Origin of the sequence: Desulfofarcimen acetoxidans DSM 771 (genome assembly GCF_000024205.1) — a bacterium.
Lineage (GTDB): Bacteria > Bacillota > Desulfotomaculia > Desulfotomaculales > Desulfofarciminaceae > Desulfofarcimen > Desulfofarcimen acetoxidans.
In genome coordinates this window covers 1,300,363-1,319,094 of sequence record NC_013216.1, presented here as the reverse complement: position 1 = coordinate 1,319,094, position 18,732 = coordinate 1,300,363, and the positions used below count along the sequence as shown (strand labels likewise).

22 protein-coding genes are annotated in these 18,732 nt (G+C 42.0%); 1 reads left to right on the top strand and 21 read right to left on the bottom strand.

The window, feature by feature from the left end; translation table 11 throughout:
- Positions 1–19 precede the first annotated feature (19 nt).
- The 13 genes from DTOX_RS06300 to DTOX_RS06240 all read right to left on the bottom strand — a co-directional run bounded on the left by DTOX_RS06300 (position 20) and on the right by DTOX_RS06240 (position 10,326).
- Positions 20–670 carry a cell wall hydrolase gene (locus tag DTOX_RS06300; RefSeq protein ID WP_015756896.1) on the bottom strand — a complete coding sequence of 217 codons (651 nt, stop codon included), beginning with the start codon at positions 668–670 and terminating at the stop codon, positions 20–22.
- 170 nt (positions 671–840) lie between these two features.
- Entirely contained in the window at positions 841–1,455 is a 615-nt protein-coding gene (locus tag DTOX_RS06295) for a precorrin-8X methylmutase (protein ID WP_340140017.1), read from the bottom strand.
- Positions 1,456–1,494: 39 nt separating this feature from the next.
- On the bottom strand, positions 1,495–2,265 hold the full coding sequence (gene cobK / locus DTOX_RS06290; protein WP_015756894.1) for a precorrin-6A reductase: 771 nt from the start codon (positions 2,263–2,265) through the stop codon (positions 1,495–1,497).
- Entirely contained in the window at positions 2,262–2,984 is a 723-nt protein-coding gene (gene cobJ / locus DTOX_RS06285) for a precorrin-3B C(17)-methyltransferase (RefSeq protein ID WP_015756893.1), read from the bottom strand. The genes cobK and cobJ overlap by 4 nt, the downstream gene beginning before the upstream one ends.
- Entirely contained in the window at positions 2,948–4,054 is a 1,107-nt protein-coding gene (locus DTOX_RS06280) for a cobalt-precorrin 5A hydrolase (RefSeq protein ID WP_015756892.1), read from the bottom strand. The genes cobJ and DTOX_RS06280 overlap by 37 nt, the downstream gene beginning before the upstream one ends.
- 2 nt (positions 4,055–4,056) lie before the next feature.
- Entirely contained in the window at positions 4,057–4,803 is a 747-nt protein-coding gene (gene cobM, locus DTOX_RS06275) for a precorrin-4 C(11)-methyltransferase (protein ID WP_015756891.1), read from the bottom strand.
- A gap of 2 nt (positions 4,804–4,805) precedes the next feature.
- Entirely contained in the window at positions 4,806–5,516 is a 711-nt protein-coding gene (gene cobI, locus DTOX_RS06270; RefSeq protein WP_015756890.1) for a precorrin-2 C(20)-methyltransferase, read from the bottom strand.
- The gene (cbiT, locus tag DTOX_RS06265) at positions 5,506–6,114 is read right to left on the bottom strand and encodes a precorrin-6Y C5,15-methyltransferase (decarboxylating) subunit CbiT (RefSeq protein ID WP_015756889.1); all 609 of its coding nucleotides are present in this window, start codon (positions 6,112–6,114) and stop codon (positions 5,506–5,508) included. The genes cobI and cbiT overlap by 11 nt, the downstream gene beginning before the upstream one ends.
- Entirely contained in the window at positions 6,104–6,811 is a 708-nt protein-coding gene (gene cbiE, locus DTOX_RS06260) for a precorrin-6y C5,15-methyltransferase (decarboxylating) subunit CbiE (RefSeq protein ID WP_015756888.1), read from the bottom strand. The genes cbiT and cbiE overlap by 11 nt, the downstream gene beginning before the upstream one ends.
- Positions 6,802–7,923 carry a cobalt-precorrin-5B (C(1))-methyltransferase CbiD gene (gene cbiD / locus DTOX_RS06255; RefSeq protein ID WP_015756887.1) on the bottom strand — a complete coding sequence of 374 codons (1,122 nt, stop codon included), beginning with the start codon at positions 7,921–7,923 and terminating at the stop codon, positions 6,802–6,804. The genes cbiE and cbiD overlap by 10 nt, the downstream gene beginning before the upstream one ends.
- A gap of 30 nt (positions 7,924–7,953) precedes the next feature.
- A complete protein-coding gene (locus DTOX_RS06250; RefSeq protein ID WP_015756886.1) occupies positions 7,954–8,697 on the bottom strand; it encodes an ATP-binding protein in 744 nt (247 codons plus the stop codon).
- A 51-nt stretch (positions 8,698–8,748) separates the two neighbouring features.
- On the bottom strand, positions 8,749–9,567 hold the full coding sequence (locus DTOX_RS06245) for a DnaD domain-containing protein (RefSeq protein WP_015756885.1): 819 nt from the start codon (positions 9,565–9,567) through the stop codon (positions 8,749–8,751).
- A gap of 444 nt (positions 9,568–10,011) precedes the next feature.
- Positions 10,012–10,326: a YbjQ family protein gene (locus tag DTOX_RS06240; RefSeq protein ID WP_015756884.1), complete on the bottom strand. Its 315-nt coding sequence runs from the start codon at positions 10,324–10,326 to the stop codon at positions 10,012–10,014.
- 167 nt (positions 10,327–10,493) lie between these two features.
- Here DTOX_RS06240 and gap point away from each other — a divergent pair, with 167 nt between their 5' ends.
- On the top strand, positions 10,494–11,579 hold the full coding sequence (gap, locus tag DTOX_RS06235; RefSeq protein WP_015756883.1) for a type I glyceraldehyde-3-phosphate dehydrogenase: 1,086 nt from the start codon (positions 10,494–10,496) through the stop codon (positions 11,577–11,579).
- A 63-nt stretch (positions 11,580–11,642) separates the two neighbouring features.
- Here the strand turns inward: gap and DTOX_RS06230 are convergent, their stop codons facing one another.
- The 8 genes from DTOX_RS06230 to DTOX_RS24140 form a co-directional block, all read right to left on the bottom strand.
- Positions 11,643–12,587 carry a methylenetetrahydrofolate reductase gene (locus DTOX_RS06230; RefSeq protein WP_015756882.1) on the bottom strand — a complete coding sequence of 315 codons (945 nt, stop codon included), beginning with the start codon at positions 12,585–12,587 and terminating at the stop codon, positions 11,643–11,645.
- Entirely contained in the window at positions 12,580–13,254 is a 675-nt protein-coding gene (locus tag DTOX_RS06225) for a methylenetetrahydrofolate reductase C-terminal domain-containing protein (protein ID WP_015756881.1), read from the bottom strand. The genes DTOX_RS06230 and DTOX_RS06225 overlap by 8 nt, the downstream gene beginning before the upstream one ends.
- A complete protein-coding gene (locus DTOX_RS06220) occupies positions 13,251–13,694 on the bottom strand; it encodes a hydrogenase iron-sulfur subunit (protein WP_015756880.1) in 444 nt (147 codons plus the stop codon). Before DTOX_RS06220 ends, DTOX_RS06225 begins: the two co-directional genes overlap by 4 nt.
- A gap of 434 nt (positions 13,695–14,128) precedes the next feature.
- Positions 14,129–15,379: a (Fe-S)-binding protein gene (locus DTOX_RS06215; protein WP_015756879.1), complete on the bottom strand. Its 1,251-nt coding sequence runs from the start codon at positions 15,377–15,379 to the stop codon at positions 14,129–14,131.
- Between the two features lie 62 nt (positions 15,380–15,441).
- Positions 15,442–16,281, bottom strand: a complete 840-nt coding sequence (locus DTOX_RS06210) for an FAD/NAD(P)-binding protein (protein ID WP_015756878.1) — start codon at positions 16,279–16,281, stop codon at positions 15,442–15,444.
- Positions 16,281–17,312 (bottom strand): 4Fe-4S dicluster domain-containing protein, encoded by a 1,032-nt coding sequence (locus DTOX_RS06205; protein ID WP_015756877.1) that lies wholly within the window; start codon positions 17,310–17,312, stop codon positions 16,281–16,283. The genes DTOX_RS06210 and DTOX_RS06205 overlap by 1 nt, the downstream gene beginning before the upstream one ends.
- A 10-nt stretch (positions 17,313–17,322) precedes the next feature.
- Entirely contained in the window at positions 17,323–18,276 is a 954-nt protein-coding gene (locus DTOX_RS06200; RefSeq protein WP_015756876.1) for a Coenzyme F420 hydrogenase/dehydrogenase, beta subunit C-terminal domain, read from the bottom strand.
- A 3-nt stretch (positions 18,277–18,279) separates the two neighbouring features.
- Entirely contained in the window at positions 18,280–18,714 is a 435-nt protein-coding gene (locus DTOX_RS24140) for a hydrogenase iron-sulfur subunit (protein WP_015756875.1), read from the bottom strand.
- Between the last annotated feature and the right edge of the window lie 18 nt (positions 18,715–18,732).

Here is an 18,732-nt window from a genome sequence, read left to right as displayed (position 1 = left end):
TATTTTAATCGGACATGCACTAGGCTTGTGTGGCAAATACATGCCGACCTATTCGGTTTAACACAGGCAGGCTTTTTATCCACCTGTCTCTGGCAATGCATGGATTATAAAAATATAGTGCCCCGTTTGTAGGGTCCTGGCCTGTGAAAGCAAGCTCAGCTGCCAGTATTGACTGTTCGTCCGGATCAAGATTTATTGAACCGTCTGCCACAGGTGAAAACTGGTATACACCATTACAACTCTGCCAGATAACATCACGAACTGTTTTAGGAAAATAGGGACTCCCCAAACGGTTGATAATTACAGCTCCAACAGCAATTTTTCCGTCTAAACACTCTCCTCTGGCTTCCGCGTGAATTATTTTAGCCAGTAAGATTAATTCATCACGCGGTATATCTCCCCTTGAAGTATAGATAAACTTTTTCCTGGGTATTACCAGCAATTCTTCGGGATAGATCACAGTATTTGTTATATTATTGGTTCTAATTAATTCTTTTAAAGAAATATTGTAACGACGCGCTATTCCGTATAATGTATCACCCTTTTGTACGGTATAGCGATCGTTTTCCGCACGTGCCGTCTCCAGTTCTTCTGACTTTGCCCCTGCTACGGACAACACCAGCAGCAACACCGTAAGAAAGCATGTAAAAATTTTTTTTAGCTTAAACATTTTTCCTCCTTTCTATCCCAGCAAATATTTTGCTCATGTTTAGTATTACCTTAAACATGAAAATTTATCCAATTGGCATAGTAAAAAAAAAACCGCTAAGAAAGTTAGCGGAATTAAACGAGAATATTTATACAACCAAGCCTGCTAAACACACAATAAACTACCTTTTCTTAAGCCAGATAGAGCAGTGCGTTAACTATTGCAGCGGCTATAGTACTTCCCCCTTTGGTGCCGGGAACAGCAATATGAGGTATATCCATCTGCATTAACAAATCTTTGGATTCTTTAGCTCCTACAAAACCTACCGGTGTACCAATAACCAGTGACGGTTTTGCCGCACCGCTCTTTATTAAATCACACAGAGTAAAGAGCGCAGTTGGTGCATTGCCAATGGCGATTATGCCGTCCTTGGCTTCTGCTGCAGCTAACTTCATGGCAATCATGGCTCTGGTTAAACCGGTTTTCTTAGATTCTTCAATTACTCTTGGCTCGGCTATATAGCAATAAGCAGTAATACCCAGTTCCTGCAAGCGATTTTTATTAATTCCTGTCTTTAGCATATTTATATCAGTAACTATCGGCCGGCCCGCACGAAGTGCTGTCAGACCGCTTGCCACAGCCTCAGGGTGGATATAAACTAAATTTACAAATGTTAAATCTCCTGTTGTATGAATAACCCGCTTGATTATTTCCTTATGTTCACGGGGCAGCTTATGTAGTTCAGGTACGTTATCCTCTATAATCTGCATGCTGTTTTTTTCAATCTCACGGGGATTGGTGATCACCGGGTGCAAAATAATACCTCCCTGCTGATATAAAGATTTTTAGCTCTGTAGATGTTTCTCCAATTCCTGAAATAAGGTATCCACGGAACTTATCGCCCCGCTTAAGACCGGCCTGGGCCTGTCAACTATTATTACCGGAACCTGCAGTTCCAGCGCGGCTTCAATTTTTGAAGGTAAGCCACCGACTATACCGCTGTTTTTGGTTACCAGCACGTTAGCCTGGTAATGGCGCAGCATTGCAATATTCATTTGCTTAGAAAAAGGTCCCTGCATAGCCACTATATCTGCCGGAGTTAAACCCAAATCCAAACAATGCTGCAGTACCCTGGGATGGGGCAAAACTCTGGCTATGATTCTTCTTTTCCGGAGCAGAGCAGCACGTAAAAAAATACCCAATGTTTTACTGCCGGTAGTTAAGAATATTGACTCCCCGAGCATAACAGCCTTATCAGCCGCAGCCAGGTAGTCAGCAGCATGCATTATCAATGGGTGCTCAGGAAGTTTTATTTCCTGCCTCTCAAATCTGATATATGGCAGATTCATCTCGGCACATACTTTAAATGCCATTTCGGAAACCGCTTCCGCATAAGGATGAGTTACGTCTACCAGAGCTTTAATCCCCCTGCCGGCTATTAATTCCAGCAGTTCCGGTTCGCTTAGCGGGCGGCCTAGGGTTTCCGCCGCTCCAGTTTCATCTAATAGCTGTCCCCCGTAAGCTGTAGCAGCAGCAGCCAATACCTGGTAACCTTTTTGAACCAAATCCTTAATAATACTTCTGCCGTCACCTGTACCGGACAGAACAAGGATCATACATTGTACCCCCTGGGTGTAACCATATATTGTCCCAGCTTGGCAGTAGTTTTATTGCCTATTACAACTGTCGAAAACATATCCATCGGATGCTTAAGCATATTTTCCAGATCTGTAATTATGATTTCCTCACCATCCCTTTCCGCATTGCGTACAATACCAACAGGCGTCGATGCGGGCTTATATTGGAGGAGAATCAACCTGGCAGTTACAATATGCTCCTTTCGCTTGCGGCTGGACGGATTATACAGAACTACTACAAAATCCCCTTCACCGGCTGCGTGTAATCGCTTTTGTATTAATTCCCAAGGAGTAAGCAGGTCACTCAAACTTATTACAGTAAAATCATGCATTAAAGGGGCGCCTAAAAGAGCCGCCGAGGCCGTTGCCGAAGTTACCCCCGGTATAATCTCCAATTCGATTTCCTTATGAGTATCATCTCTGTACAAGAGTTCCAGTATCAATCCGGCCATACCATAAACACCCGGATCCCCACTGGAAACTACGGCTACTTTACTGCCGGCAACTGCCCTGGCAATAGCCAGTTCACACCTTTCTACTTCTCTGGTCATGCCGGTACTGAGCACCTCTTGACCGTCAATTAAATCATTGATCAGTTCAATATAAGTCTTATAGCCGACTATTACCTCCGCCTCAGCTATAGCCAGGCGGGCCCGCCCGGTCATGTGTTCAGGGCTTCCGGGACCGAGCCCGACCACCGCCAGTCGTCCTCGGCTATAGCTATGGTCACCCCGTTTTGCTTCGTCTTGGGACTGATTAACCTGGCCTGAGGACAGGCCAGCAGGGTCACTGGTTCGCATACTCCACCAACTCCTATTTTTTCTTGAACGAAATCAGAGTGCTGAAAAACACCGGGATATTTACTGTATGCCTGTCTGATTTCCTCGCGGGAAAAAACCAGCAAAGGGATTTTAAAATCGGCAGCCAAACCTGTCAATCCAGGTTCATTAGCCCGTATATCTACCGTAGCAAAACATTTTATACTGTAGATACTTTTACCTGCTTGTTCCAGCACCTGTTGCAAAACCTTTTCTATTTGGTTTTTCTCTGTCCCCTGGCGACAACCAATCCCCACTACCAAGTTGCCGGGACGCAAAAATAAAGTATTTCTTAAACCTGGTAAGACTTTGTTAGTCAACAAAACCTGGCGGTCATTTCCCGCCGGTAACTGATATTGGAAATCCTTCATAGCGGAAATTGCAAAATTCGGCATTGCTTTTATATTTAGCCGGTAATCTGTATATAAAGTCACCTGATCCCCGTTGACTAAAGCTGAGTTGACCTCTTTAACCATAGCCTGAGGCTCAGGTATCAGATTATACTCCTGAGCAACAAGATCTATAGCGGGTCGATTTTGCACATCTGTTGCTGTTGTAATAACAGGACAGGCACCAAGTTCTGCCGCCAAAAGAGAAGTCAATCGATTGGCACCACCTAAATGACCGGATAAGGCGGAAATCACATGCTGCCCTTTCTCGTCCAAAACTACAACTGCCGGATCGCTTAGCTTGCTTTGTATATGGGGAGCAATCATCCTGATTACTATTCCCAAAGCCATAACCATCACTATAGCCTGTCTTTCAGAGAATATATTTTTTATCAAGAGAGACATGGGTTTTTCATAAGGAACAGACCCGGGGATAAGCTCAGCATATCTGGCAGGCACATACAAATCAACCTGGTAATTGTCATATTTTTTTAGAATTGCGGATAGCTTTTGCCCCAGCAGTGATCCTTCTCTGGTCACAGTAACAACTGCTGTTTTCACTGCTAACCCCGGTATCCATGAGCAAAATTCTTGTCATACAACTTGGAAGGCTGATAATCAGCCCCAAAAGCCTGCCCAACCAGAATCATAGCTGTCCGGGTAATACCCGCTTCTTTAATCAACTTGGAAATAGTCGAGACAGTTCCCTTGATAACTCTCTCCTCCGGCCAGGAAGCTCTTTCAACAATTACTACAGGTGTATCAACACTATACCCGCCATCCAGTAATTCCTGCACAACCGTATCTATCAGATGCACGCTTAAGAAGATACACATAGTACAGTGGTGTCTAGCCAGTTCAGACAACTTTTCTGACTCCGGTACAGGAGTACGGCCTTCAATTCTGGTTAGTACAACAGTTTGTGATATGCCCGGCAGAGTCAGTTCACGCGGGATTGCCGCAGCAGCGGCAAAAAAGGAACTGACCCCGGGAATTACGGTAAAAGGTATATCTACAGCGTTTAAGGCATCCATCTGCTCCTGTATTGCACCATACAAACTGGGATCCCCTGTTTGCAGCCTGACTACTTTTTTCCCTTCTTGCACAGCCTTTTGCATAAGACTTATTATTTCACTTAAATCCATACCCGCACTGTTATATATTTCAATACCGGGGCGGCAATATTGCAATACCTGAGGATTAACCAGTGAACCGGTATAAACAACCATATCGGCCTCCGATAACAGTCTTGAGCCTTTGACGGTAATCAACTCCGGATCTCCTGGCCCGGCCCCGACAAAATATATCATATCTAATCCCTCCGTTTTTGCACGATAATCAAGGACATATAATCAAGTTTTTTACCTGCCAGGCTGTCCAAATCTCGGGTGGCATACTGCTCAGGATAACCTACCCGGCTGATAAATACCGCCTTATCTTTAAGTCCCAGTTTTTCCAGTTCTGCCAGAACATCATCAAAGCGCCGGTTTACCTTCATCAGTACAATATTATCGAAACTGTCTAACACATCTCGAAATTTATCTAAACCATAGGCAGCAGGGATAACCGCCACAGTTTCTTCCGCTTCTACCAGGGGGATTTGCAAATAAGAGGCACAGGCGGAAAATGCGGTAATACCGGGAATGGTTTGCGTTTCTACATCTGGGTGGTTGTTTTTGAGGTAACGCAGCAAATAGCCGTAAGTACTGTAAAACATGGGATCACCAATGGTGACAAAAGATACTGAGCGTCCTTGCAGAAGGCATTCAGCTACAGCCTGACCTGCTTTATCCCAGCTTTCCTTGAGCACTTTGGCATCCATTGACATAGGAAAATGCAATTCCAGGTAATTAAACTCTCTGGACAGCATTTTACTGACTACAGACAGGGCTAAACTTTCTTTGTCACCTGATGACTTAGGGATACAGAGTATCTCCGTCTGCTCAAGTGCTTTATACGCTTTAAAGGTCAGCAGTTCCGGGTCACCGGGGCCTACTCCTATGCCGAAAAATTTACCCGGCAATATTGTCCCCTCCTTTTTCCGCAGCGATTATGTAAACAGGATTGAGTCCTTGCATGAGATGCATATTTTTTATACCTAATGCACGTGCCGCAAAAATTTGACTGGTATCCGTTCGGAAGTCCAGCTTATGTAAGATTTCCACTGCACGGCCGGGAGTTTCCAGAGTTACTGCATTTATCACAATACGCCCGCCGGTCCTTAACCTACCGGCCAAATATTTTAATATCCATTCTAACTGGCCGCCGCTGCCGCCGATAAAAACACGATCAGGATCTGGCAAATCATAGAGAGCTTCCGGGGCCAGCCCTTGAATAATTTCCAGATTGTCCAAAGAAAAATTATCACGGTTTTGTCTAATCAAATCAATTCCCTGAGCCAGTCTTTCCACAGCGTATACTTTGCCCCGAACAACCTGCAGAGCAGCTTCCACTGATAAAGACCCTGTCCCCGCACCTATATCCCAAACTGTTTGTCCTTCTCTCAGCCTGGCTTTAGCTACGGTCACAGCACGCACCTCTTCTTTAGTCATCGGTACGTTGCCGCGTATAAACATTTCATCCGGTATTCCCGGGGTTCGAAAAGGCCATTTATGCGTCATCTAAAATCACCATAACATTGTTAGAATATTGAGTCACTTCCAAATCGGCTAATTCCTCAAGACTAAACATGCTTATTTGTTCATCAGGATAAGAAAGGTTCCGGCAAAGATATACCACTCGTTTATCTATACCTTCAGCTATCAGCAACCTGGCCAGGTCAGAAGGAGAAGAATTAGGATTAGTCAAGGCTATTACCTTCTTATTGGTTCTTACTGTATTAATCAAATGCCGGTAATCACGACCATGCGTGCTGGTTAATACAGCATCATGCCAGGGCAAAGCCAGACGGGAGCAGGCCAGTTGGATTGAGCTGATACCTGGCAACACCAGTAAGCTTTCCGGAGGGAAATGACGACGCAAAAAATTCAATATGCCAAATATCCCCGGATCACCTGAAGCCAGAACAGTTACGGTAAAATTACAGTCATCTTTTTTCTTAATAAAATCAAGCATATCTTGCAAATTGTTTTTTATTATGAAAGTTTCCTTACACAGGTAGGCAAACAAATCCAGATTTCGTTGACCTCCTATTAAAACCTCGGCCTTTTCTATAGCTGCCAGAGCTGCAAAAGTGAGATATTCTTTACCCCCAGGGCCGATGCCGACAACAGTAAGAGGATTCTTCATAACATAAACAGTTTCATCGGCAGCATTAATTGTTGTATTTTGGTATTCCTTATCGGCTATTACAGACATAAATTGCACCCCAACTTTCTGACAACTATTCTGGCCTGCTCATCTAAACCTAAAATTTGGCCCTCCATATCCAGCAATACGGTACCGGCTCTAAGACGCCCCTGGGTATAATACTGAGCTCGCTGACTGGCACGATGAGCCAATCTGGCAAAAACCTCTTCCACTATATTGTTATCCTTCAAAACCTGCAGGGCCGCTTCAGCAGTAATACAGTCTAAAATAGCAGCCATGGTTTGGCTGCTGGCACCGGCCAAACCTGCATATGCCGCCAGAGTCTCCAAACGGCCGTCAGCAATTCTGTTATGAGTGTGAAAAATTCCCGCGGCAACTTTAACAATTTTACCGTGGTGACCCCAGAGTAGAACCTGCTCTATACCTTTTTCCACGCAGGCATCCAGCATATACCCCACGAAATTACTCATTTCTACAACAGCCGCTTCCGGCAGGCCATATTTTTCTACAGCATTTTTTATGCCCATCCTACCTGGGCTTAAAACAATATCCTTATAACCTGCAGCTAAAGCCATTTCTATTTGCGGAACCAGTGAATCTTTAAAAGCTTCTTCCGACATTGGGCGAACAATCCCGGTAGTACCCAGTATAGAAATCCCCCCGGTGATGCCTAACCTGGGATTGAGAGTTCTGGCGGCAACACCTTCCCCACCAGGTACACTCACAGTAATTTTCAGTCCCTGCTGCTCCGGCAGCAAATCAGATACAGCGGCTATAATCATTTGTCTGGGAACCTGGTTGATAGCCGGCTCACCTACCGGTATTTGCAAACCTGGTTTGGTTACCCTGCCTACTCCTGCACCACCATTAATAATAATACTGGACGGACATTTTTCGACCTGGACTACAACCGACAGACCGTGGGTAACATCCGGGTCATCCCCGCCGTCTTTAATTACCGTAGCAGAAGCAGTGCACTCATCAATAATTACCTGTGAGGCCACGGGAACTTTTATAGCTTCTCCCGCCGGATTGTATACAGTAGTTTCAACCACTGTTTGTCCTCTCAAAAGAAGCAATGCAGCAGCTCTTGCAGCCGCTGCCGCAGAAGCTCCGGTGGTTATACCAAACCGGAGCTGTTTTTTTCTAAATTCATTCACTAAATACACTTCCTGACCTGGTTATGCCCTCTAAAAAACAGACTGTTTTTTTCGTATAACTATTCTGATATCCATATCAACCAGTAAACGGTAAGGATTACACATTTGAATAATACGTGAGGTTGATCTGGCGCCTAGATATTGCTCTAACTCTGCCAGGCTGATATTAGTAGTAATAACAGTCGGCAAATAATTATTCAAACGATAGTTTAAAATTGAGTAAAGCTTATTTTGAGCCCATTCCGTATAATTATGGGCACCCAAATCATCTAATACCAGCAGCGGAACTTGCCTGGCAGTTTCGACCAGATCTTGCTCTGAATATTCCACCTGGCGCGACGAGTCATAAGTAAATCTTATTTGATCAAGCAAATCAGGAACAACCGAAAATAATACAGCTTGATTTTCCTTAATGAGAGCATTGGCTATACAGCAAGCTAAAAAGGTCTTACCGCTGCCCACTTGCCCTGAGAATAACAAACCGTCAATTTTATTATTTTTCATAAAATCTCTGGTGAAATTTTTTGCTGCTTGAAAGGCTATTTGTGCTGACTCATAATATGATATATTTTTTACCGGGTCAAAACAGTCTTTAGCATAATAACCAAAATTAAAGTTCTCAAAAGTCTGATTAAGCATTCTCAAGGTAAGTTTTGCTTGCTTAAAACGATTCCAAACAGCCTTTTGTTTTATGCATTGACATGGTACAGCCAGCTGACTATCAGCATCAATAATAATACCACGATTTTGACACAAACTACAGTTACTGTCCACAGTCAATAGCCCCTTTATCTTACCCAAAGTACGCGTTATGCTTCAGGCAACTCAACTCATATAGAGTGATTCAATCATAGCCTTCTTTTTAGCATCGCTGCTTTGGGTCTTCGATGCGTTGCCGGAATATACTTTTGTATTGCGCCTGCGCTGAAAATTGATATCATAATTATTAATTGCCTCTAACGTGCGAAGATTATTCTTTTGCCATTCCATAATAATACTGTCAATATACTTAAAATTATGTTTGCCCAGCAAGACAGCCCGTTTCAAAGCTTCGCGAATTAATTGGCTGTTCATCTCCGCTACCCATTTCTGAATCTGCTCAATTTCCATAGGAGAAAGAGGTCGGGCAAATTCATTCTCAAAGGTTTTATACAGCTGGGCTAATTCATGGTTAGGCTCAGGAAAATTATTTTTAACTGATTGCTGCTCTTGTTCTTCCAACATTTTTTGAGTTTTTTCCAGTTCCTTCACTTTTGCACAGGCCCAGATTTCAGAAACTGACTCAAAGAGTGGTTCAAAATCATAGCCGGATATAATCATATCATGAAATTCATCATAATACTTGGTTATAGCAAGAATATCTTTTTCAATTAGACTGGCTAAGACATCCTCAATTAGAGAGATATCACTTTGCATACAATTTGCCAGGGTTTCAGTAGTGGGGAAAAAATCTTTTTCCTCTGAATGTATTCTTAATAATTGAACCAGAAGCAACATTTCTATATCTGAAATACCCATTGCTTTGTAATGCTTCAATAATATATTAGGTATACTGGTAAAGCCCTGCATCATTAAATCTGTACCAAAAGCAGAGGTGACATTTCCTGCACGATACTTTTTTAATGCTTTTCTGTCAAGATTCATTATAATATCCACTCCCATGTTTTATTTTAGGTGAAGGTATATAGTTTGTCCACCCTTTTCCTTAGCCTAAAATAAGTTTGTCTTGTTGTTCTTTACTTATTGTTCGAGGGAGGTCTTGGTCTCAGCATTTTTAAAGCAGTTGATGTTTGTCCGAATATAAATAGTTAAAAACATGTCTCATAAAAGAGTTTATATACCCTAGTAATATTTCTTCAGTCAAGTAGTATATTCCTTCCCCTGAATATTAAAACATTTCGGCGATGAGACAAGTGGTTTTCTTTCAAATTGTTGGGAGAATTGATTAATCATATAGCTAAAAAATTTTCGGATTCCATCCCATAAACAAAAGAAACCCGTACCACACATTGATACGAGTTTCTTTGAGATCCAATATGTTCATATTTTAGTTTCTTTTGAACCAATTTTTTAAATATTTCTGAAACGTTACTTCAAAACAACTGCTGTTCCGCTGGCTGCTACCATGAGCATACCTTCTTTGATTACCTCATAGTCAAGGTCTATGCCGACTATTGCGTTTGCACCCAGTCTTAATGCCTGTTCAGACATCTCTTGCATAGCAACTTCCCTGGCATGCGCCAATTTAGATTCATAAGCACCTGAACGTCCACCTACGATATCTGTTATGCTGGCTAAAAAGTCACGTACAACATTAGCGCCCATTATTGCTTCACCTGTAACTATCCCTAGATATTGACTGATTTGCCTGCCATCTACAAAGGGAGTTGTGGTTAAAAGCAAAACATCACCACCTTTTTCTTAAATATACTGTAATAATAATTATAATCGGAAACTTAGATATTGGCAAATTTTTATAATTTGATTTTGCAGGCAATTATTATGCTTCTAAATATATTTCATAAACATGGATATAATAATTTTGAATACTTATAAGGGATGTGAAATTTATGCCTATAAAAATTGGCATTAATGGTTTTGGGCGAATTGGGCGTAATGTATTTCGAACTGCTCTTAACAACCCGGAGATAGAAATAATTGCTGTCAATGATTTAACCGACTCTAAAACTCTGGCTCACTTATTAAAATATGATTCAATTCACGGAGTGCTAAATGCTAATGTCAGATCAACTCCCAAAGGCTTTACGGTAAACGGTAAGGAAGTTACAGTCTTTGCGGAAAAAGATCCTGCCAATATCCCCTGGGGTAATCTGGGCATACAGATGGTTGTTGAATCCACAGGGAGATTTACTAAAGGTTCGGATGCAGCAAAACACATTCAAGCAGGAGCGAAAAAGGTTGTCATCAGCGCTCCCGGTAAAGAAATAGATGCTACCATTGTAATGGGTGTTAACCAGGACATATATGACCCGGCAAAACACAATATAGTTTCTAATGCCTCCTGTACTACAAATTGCCTGGCTCCTGTGGTCAAAGTATTAAATGATAATTTTACTGTAAAGAGAGGTTTAATGACTACCGTTCATTCCTATACCAATGACCAACAGATATTAGACCTGCCACACAAGGATTTAAGACGTGCCAGAGCTGCTGCTGAATCTATTATTCCCACCACTACCGGTGCAGCCAAAGCTGTTGCACTGGTTATTCCTGAATTAAAAGACAAACTTAACGGTTTTGCTATGCGGGTACCCACCCCCAATGTTTCAATTGTTGACTTTGTGGCAGAGTTAAATAAAAGTGTAACAGCAGAAGACATAAACAGTGCCTTGAAAAGCGCCTCCGATAATGAATTAAAAGGCATACTTGCCTATACTGAGGCCCCCCTGGTATCAAGAGATTATTATAGTGATCCTCATTCCTCCATTGTTGATGCTCTTTCAACAATTGTATTGGATAAAACAATGGTAAAAGTCTTAGCCTGGTATGACAATGAGTGGGGTTATTCCTGTAGAGTACTGGATTTATTGATTTACATGGCTAAAAGAGAACAAGGAGCAGTGCCTGTAATTACATGGACCGGTATTACTAACAAAAATCATTATGAAAACGTATCAGCAGCATATTCTGAATAAAAATAACGGAGAAGCAGTTATTCTGCTTCTCCGTTATTTTTATTCTAATTTATTCTTTTGAATTTATTCTTTTAATGCAGGTCTCGGATACAAACCGGATTCTTCAACCAATCTTGGAACAAGCTCTTCCCAGGCAATAGCCATGATGTGAACCCCGGCTACACCTTCAATTTCCTTAAACATCTTAATTTGTTCGATGCAAATCTGGATGCCTTCTTCTCTAACAGCATCTTTACCACCGGCTTTATTGGCAGCTTCCAACCTGGTGATTAACTCATCAGGTACAGTAATACCGGCAACGTTGTTCTTCATATATTTAGCTGCGCCGAGTGCTTTGATTGGGGTAACACCGGCCATTATCTTACATTTCTTATGTAGGCCGCGTTCCTTCACCATATCCATAAACTTAACAAAACGATCCGTATCAAAGATACATTGTGTCTGTATAAAACGAGCTCCGGCAGCTATCTTCTTTTCTAACCGGGCAACACGCCATTCAAACGGATCTGCAAAGGGGTTTGCTACTGCTCCCACAAAAAAGTCTTTTGGAGCATGATTCTTAAATTTTTCACCACAGCAGAATTCTTCTTCATCCTTCATTCTTTTTACCATATTAACTAACTGCATAGAATCAAGATCATGAACGTTTTTAGCAGTTGGATGATTACCAAACTTCTGGTGGTCACCAGACAAGCAAAGTATGTTTCTAATACCCATACTATAAGCGCCCAGCAAATCAGACTGCATGGCAATACGGTTGCGGTCACGGCAGGTCATCTGGATAATAGGTTCCAGACCTTCCTCTAAACAGTGCCAGGCAGACGCAATACTGGAAATACGCACGATAGCTGTTTGACAGTCGGTAAGGTTAGCAGCATCAACGTGATTCTTCAACATTCTGGCATATTCTCTGATGACTTCAGCATCAGTTGACTTCGGAGGACCAATCTCACAAGATACGACAAATTCGCCCTGATCAAATAGTCTTTCTATTTTACTCTTACTCATCTATCTTCACATCCTCCCTAACCACTTTACGCGGCCCGCCATCACGAGACGTAGACCAGTCTTTCGGCGGTTGAACTTCCATAAGCATGTCCAATCTACCCAGTTCTTTCATATGCTCAACGATTAAATGCCAAGCACAGGGAACGTCCTTACTGATTTCGCACACACCGTCTTGTGAACCGCCACACGGTCCGTTAAGGATACTCTTGGAACATCGAATAATCGGGCAGATACCACCGGTTTTATGCAGAATACAGTCACCACAAAGACCACAACGCTCTTCCCAGACACCATGTTCAACAGTACCACCGGCAAACTTCGTGTTCAGAGCTGGAAAAACAATCTTATTTCTGTACTTCTCAGCAACAAACTGAACACCTACACCACAGGCCAATGAAACAACACAATCCACATCTTCAACATAATTGGCAATTCCGTCTACGTATTCGGGATCACACTGGCGAGTAGCCGTATAAGTAACGGTTTCCAGCGGATTTCCTTCTAATTCCCGTTTCATACGTAATGATGTGGCTAACAGATCAGTTTCTTTTTCACCACCGGCAAGACATACAGTAACACATCCGGCACACCCCAGGAATAAAACCTTTTTATAATCCTTAATAAATTCCTCAATAGTTTCCATGGGCTTTTGTTCAGCTATGATCACGCCACGTCACCTCCCTTGGAGCTTTTTACAGATTTATTTAAGGGGCTGGGCCCCAGATTTCTAATGCGTTCGGTAAACTCGTCAGCTATTTCTTTAAAACGAGGTCCCATTGCAGCTGAAAGGTTATAAAATTCAACCCTGTCAGCACCAAGACCAATCTGGTCTAAAATATTCTTAAGCTGTTTAACCCTTTTCTTGCCTCTAAAGTTGCCTTTTAAGAAGTGACAGTCACCTTCCATGCAACCGGCAACATAAACCCCGTCGGCTCCTTCTTCAAAAGCTCTTAGTAGTACATGCTGGTCAGTTTTACCCGAACAGGGCATCTCAACAATTCTGATATTGTCGGAGTACTGTAACCTCATGGAGCCAGCTAAGTCTGCTGCAGAATAAGCACAGTAGTGACAGCAGAATGCAACTATTTTAGGTTCAAAATCTCCCATACATTAACACACCTCCGTAAATAAACTCGCTGTCACATCAGATATTGCATTCACAGATATAATAATAGTAGTCCGACAATCTTCCTGATAAGCTTTATTTTTATATATCTGAGATTGCAATAAATAGGATGAGTGAATTTTGCGACAGTTCTATCTTTAATGAATTAATATACTATTCAACATCTTCATTTAAAAATCCTTTTTTATAATAGGAGCATTTCTACCTAAATTTATTAATCCGACAAGCCAATTTTAGCAATAATCATTTTTTATTGTCAATTTGCATAATTCCGAAAATTTAAATTGTAAAAATGCTGCTTCACATATGCTTTTCCGCCAATACCTAAAATTGCGAATAAACTTTACGAGGCAGTGCAAACCTAAAATAAACAGGCCTAGTGCCGCATATTTCAGCGGCACCGGCTGTTTTGAACCTATTTTTCATCTAATATTAAAGCTTCCGCTATTAGAGCACAAAGGTGTTCGTTCTTAACACCAAGCTTAAATTCTTTATTAATATCATTAAACTGGTCCATGCAGTTATGGCAGGGAACAATAACAATTTTAGCACCGGTTTTAATAACTTGATCAGCTTTCAGCCTTCCTTTGGCTAAACGCTCAACTTTATATTCCGGAGTAGCCAAGGCTCCACCACCACCGCCGCAGCATAAATTCCACTGCTTATTGGGGTACATTTCGTTAAAGTTCTTGATAAAACTGTTAATTACATAACGAGGTTCCTCATAAACTCCCTCTTTACGGGCAGTATTGCATGGATCATGGTAGGTAACAGTTTCAGTAATTTTATCCGGATCCAGCTTAATCCGGCCTTCTTTAATCCACTCAGCCATTAATTGCAGGATATGCCTGATGGGGAACTTATAATCGCTCTCCTTATCCCAGAAATTCCTGTAGCCCATACGGCAGGAACGGAAAGCATGTCCGCACTCAGTAACGATCAACTCTTTGGCCTTTAAGCGTTCCATTTCTTCAAAGAGCGGTTTGGTAATTGTCCAAAAGTCCTTATCATTACCGCTGAAAAGTGCTAAATTTGTAGCATCCCATTTTTTAGAGCTAATAGTATAGTTAGCTTTTGCGGCATAAAAGATTTTTAAAATGCTTTGCAGTTCCTGAGGGTAATATTTAATTTCCCGAGCGTTGAACCCGAACATAAAATCGGCACCTTCAACATCAAGGGGAATTTTATAATCAGGATCGTCAAGTTCTGCCTGCAATTCTTCTTCAACCCACTCAATTGTATCCATAAAATCTTCCTGGGATACATTCATCTGGTTGCCTGATTCAATAGTTTCTTCAACAACCTTGACCATAAAGCCGGGTCCTTTTTTTGCAGGATCATCACTGAATGCTTCGTTAGTAGTCCCTCTTATGCCTCTGACTATAGCAGCTACATTAATACCCATCGGACATTCAATTGTGCAGCGCTCACACATTGTACACAGCCAGTAATAAGGATCATTCATTGCTTCCTCGCGCATGCCTAAGATAAGTTTGCGCAAAAACTTGCGTGGATCATTGTTCGCATGAACATCAGAATAAGCACAACCGGCAGTACACATACCGCAGGCAAGGCAATTTCCGAAATCAAAACCCTTAACTAAATTGGCAACCTCGGCTCTGAATGCAGGATCAAATTTTGCTGCCTTAATAACTTCTGTACTCATATTCGGGATTACTCCTCCCTTCTAAAGCCAATTAAACTTTTATTTTAGAACCGGGGCGAATTTTAATATTCGCCCGGCAGTTTTTGTAATTGTGCCAGTGTAAATACCGGACCGTCTTTGCAAACAAACTTATTTCCGACATTACAACGGCCGCACATTCCGATACCGCATTTCATTCTGTTTTCCAGCGAGTTGACAATTCTCTCTGGGGGGAAACCTAGCTTTTCCAATACCGGCAAAGTAAACTTAATCATAACCGGCGGGCCGCAAACAATTGCGTAGGAGTTTTCCGAGCTGGGTGCTACCTGTTCGGTAACTGCGGGTATAAAACCAACCCGACCTGTCCAACCGGGAACTTCACGGTCAATAGTGGTAATAAACTCAATGTCATCCCGCTTTTGCCACTCGGCTATTTCATCTTTATAGAGGAATAAGCCAGGGTTTCTGGCACCATAAATAACAGTCAACTTACCAAAACGCGCTCTGTTTTTTTCATTGAGTATATAAGCTATTGTTGAACGAAGAGTGGTATATGCAAAACCACCGCCGACAATAACCAAATCCTTCCCCTCAATTTCCTCTAGGGGATAATAATTACCTAATGGGCCACGCACACCCAAAAGAGTTCCTTCAGGCATATCATGAAGAGCAGTAGTAACTTTACCTACCTTCATAACAGAAAAAACTAGCTTGCCGGGTTCTGTCGGCGAACTGGCAATACCGAATGGTGCTTCGCCCTTGCCATATACACAAACTTCAGCAAATTGACCGGGCATATACTGGAATTTTTCCTCATCCTCTTTATTAACAAAAGTTAATGTAAAGGTACGAATATTTTTATCTTCGGTTTCAATGAAGTTTTTCTCCAGCCTCATCGGCAGCGGCAGATAAGGATTATTCATTATTTTGCCACCCCCGCTTCAATGTTCTTAGCTTGAATTGAACTTATTACTTGACGGATATCCAGATTAACAGGACAGTTCTTAATGCATCTGCCACAGCCAACACAAGCAGTTTCATTTACGTTTTCTACGAAATACCTGAACTTGTGCATAACACGCTGGCGATAGCGTTCCTTACCTGAGGTTCTTGGGTTATGACCTGATCCATGTAAAGTAAAGAGCGGGAACATGCAGGAATCCCAGTTTCTTACGCGACAACCGTTTACATCAACTGCCTCGTCAATTAGATCAAAGCAGTGGCAGGTCGGGCAGAAATAAGTACAGGTTCCGCAGCCCAGACATTTCTCGTGAATAGAACTCCAGATGCTGTCTTCAAACATATTGTCGAGTTTTTCCTTAAGACCGGAAATTTCCACCTTGCTGGTGATCTTAGCGTTTGCAGCAGCACTGGCCTTCACAATTGCATCCTTATCGGCATCGCATTCTTCGGTAAGAGAAAGCTTAGCTACAAATTCTTTGCCCTTTTCGGTAACTGTTTGCACAATATAATCATCACCGATATCCACCAGCATAACATCGCTGCCATCAGTAGAGAAAGGCCCGATACCGAAGGAAGTACAAAAACATGTACTTGCCGGATCGTTACAGGCTAAACCTACTACAATCAAATTGTTACGCTTATTGAAATAATAAGGATCTTGATACTTATCATTATCAAACACTTTATCTAATAAGGAAATGCTTTTGGCATCACAGGGACGCACACCGAAAGCAACAATCTTCTTATCGGCAAAATTCTCTTCCACCCTTACACCGTCATTTACCACAGCATAACTAAATAGTTTTTCGGACTGAGGAAAAAGGATTTCTTTGGGTGGCTTTTTAGTATTACTGTAATCTAATTTGGCATCAGCACCTGATTTGATCGGTAAAAAACGCATATTACCCAACTCATCAACAGGAGCAAACACAAGATAGTCACCTAGCAAGCTGTCCAATAAACTGGCAACCCCGTTTTTGCTAATTTTCATCCTTTTCACCTCATTCCTTCACCAAGAATTCTTCCGAATCATCCCCGGTAAATGTGCTTAAAGCGCATTTCTCTTCCAGACTTACACCTGCTTCATAGTCAAACAGCACTTTAACATCTTTGGCAAGCTTTCTGGTTAATTTACCGATATCTACACCCATGGGACAAGCTCTTGTACAAGCACCACAATCAACACAGCGACCACCTAAGTGAAGTGCACGTACAGCGTGGAAAATCAAATTGTCGCCTGCATCAATACTCTTGCTGATCCACTCAGGAGTGTTGCAGTCAACAAAACACTCGCTGCAATAACACATAGGACAAGCATTCCGACAGGCATAACAACGGATACACTTGCTCATTTCAGCAGCCAGATAAGCCTGACGCTCAGCAGGAGACTTTGCTTCAAACTCATCTATTTCAGCATAGCTGACATTATCCTTGCCGACAATTTTTTCACCTATTAATTCGTCGAAAATAACCGGAGTAGGATATTTGCAGTCATTACAAAAATCATGAATCATATCAGCAAGAGCAACAGTCGTTTCAAACCCCTCGCCCTTAATTACCACTTGATCACCGTTTACAGCAGCCTCGCTGATTTCTTTCCCATTTACCGCTGCGTTAACTTTATTTTGATCAATCATGCCGCTGCAGGGGATACCTATAATATATAAATTATCCCTATTAATCTGGTTTTCTTTTACCAGAACAACTATTGATCTTACATCGCACCCTTTAGCAACAACAGCAACTTTGTCGCTTCTTTTGCGAAGATAATTCGCTAGGTTATTCTCACAACCACTGTTCCAAATCAAATTTGCAGTTTCTTCCGGTGTCCTAGCGAAATAAGGGGTGCTGCGGAGAGGTAGACTACCTTGCTCAAAGCCAATAACCACGTCTACTTTTTTCTCCTCCAACAGTTTCTTGGCAGCGTCTTGAATTTTATTTGATAAATTTTGCATCCGCTACACCTCAATCCGCTTTTTCATTATCCCGTTATTGGGACCAATTTCTTTTACCCTGTCGGTAACTTTAGTAACCAACTCAGCAAATCTTCCACCTTCTGCCGCAGATACCCAGGAGAAGTTCACCCTATCTTCTTCAACACCCATGAAATCCAAAAGGCTTTTCATAAGCGCAAATTTCCTACGTGCTACAAGATTGCCACTAACATAGTGACAGTCACCAGGGTGTCACCCAGATGTTAAAATCGCGTCTGCTCCGCTTCTTAACCCGGCAAAAATGAAGAGGGGATTAATTCTACCGGAACAAGGTATACGAATTACACGAATGTTGGGAGGATACTGAATTCTGCCAACACCAGCCAAATCTGCACCGGCGTAACTACACCAGTTGCAGAGAAAGGCAATTATTTTGGGTTCAAATTCCTTTGACTCCATTTACATAACCCCCTTTAA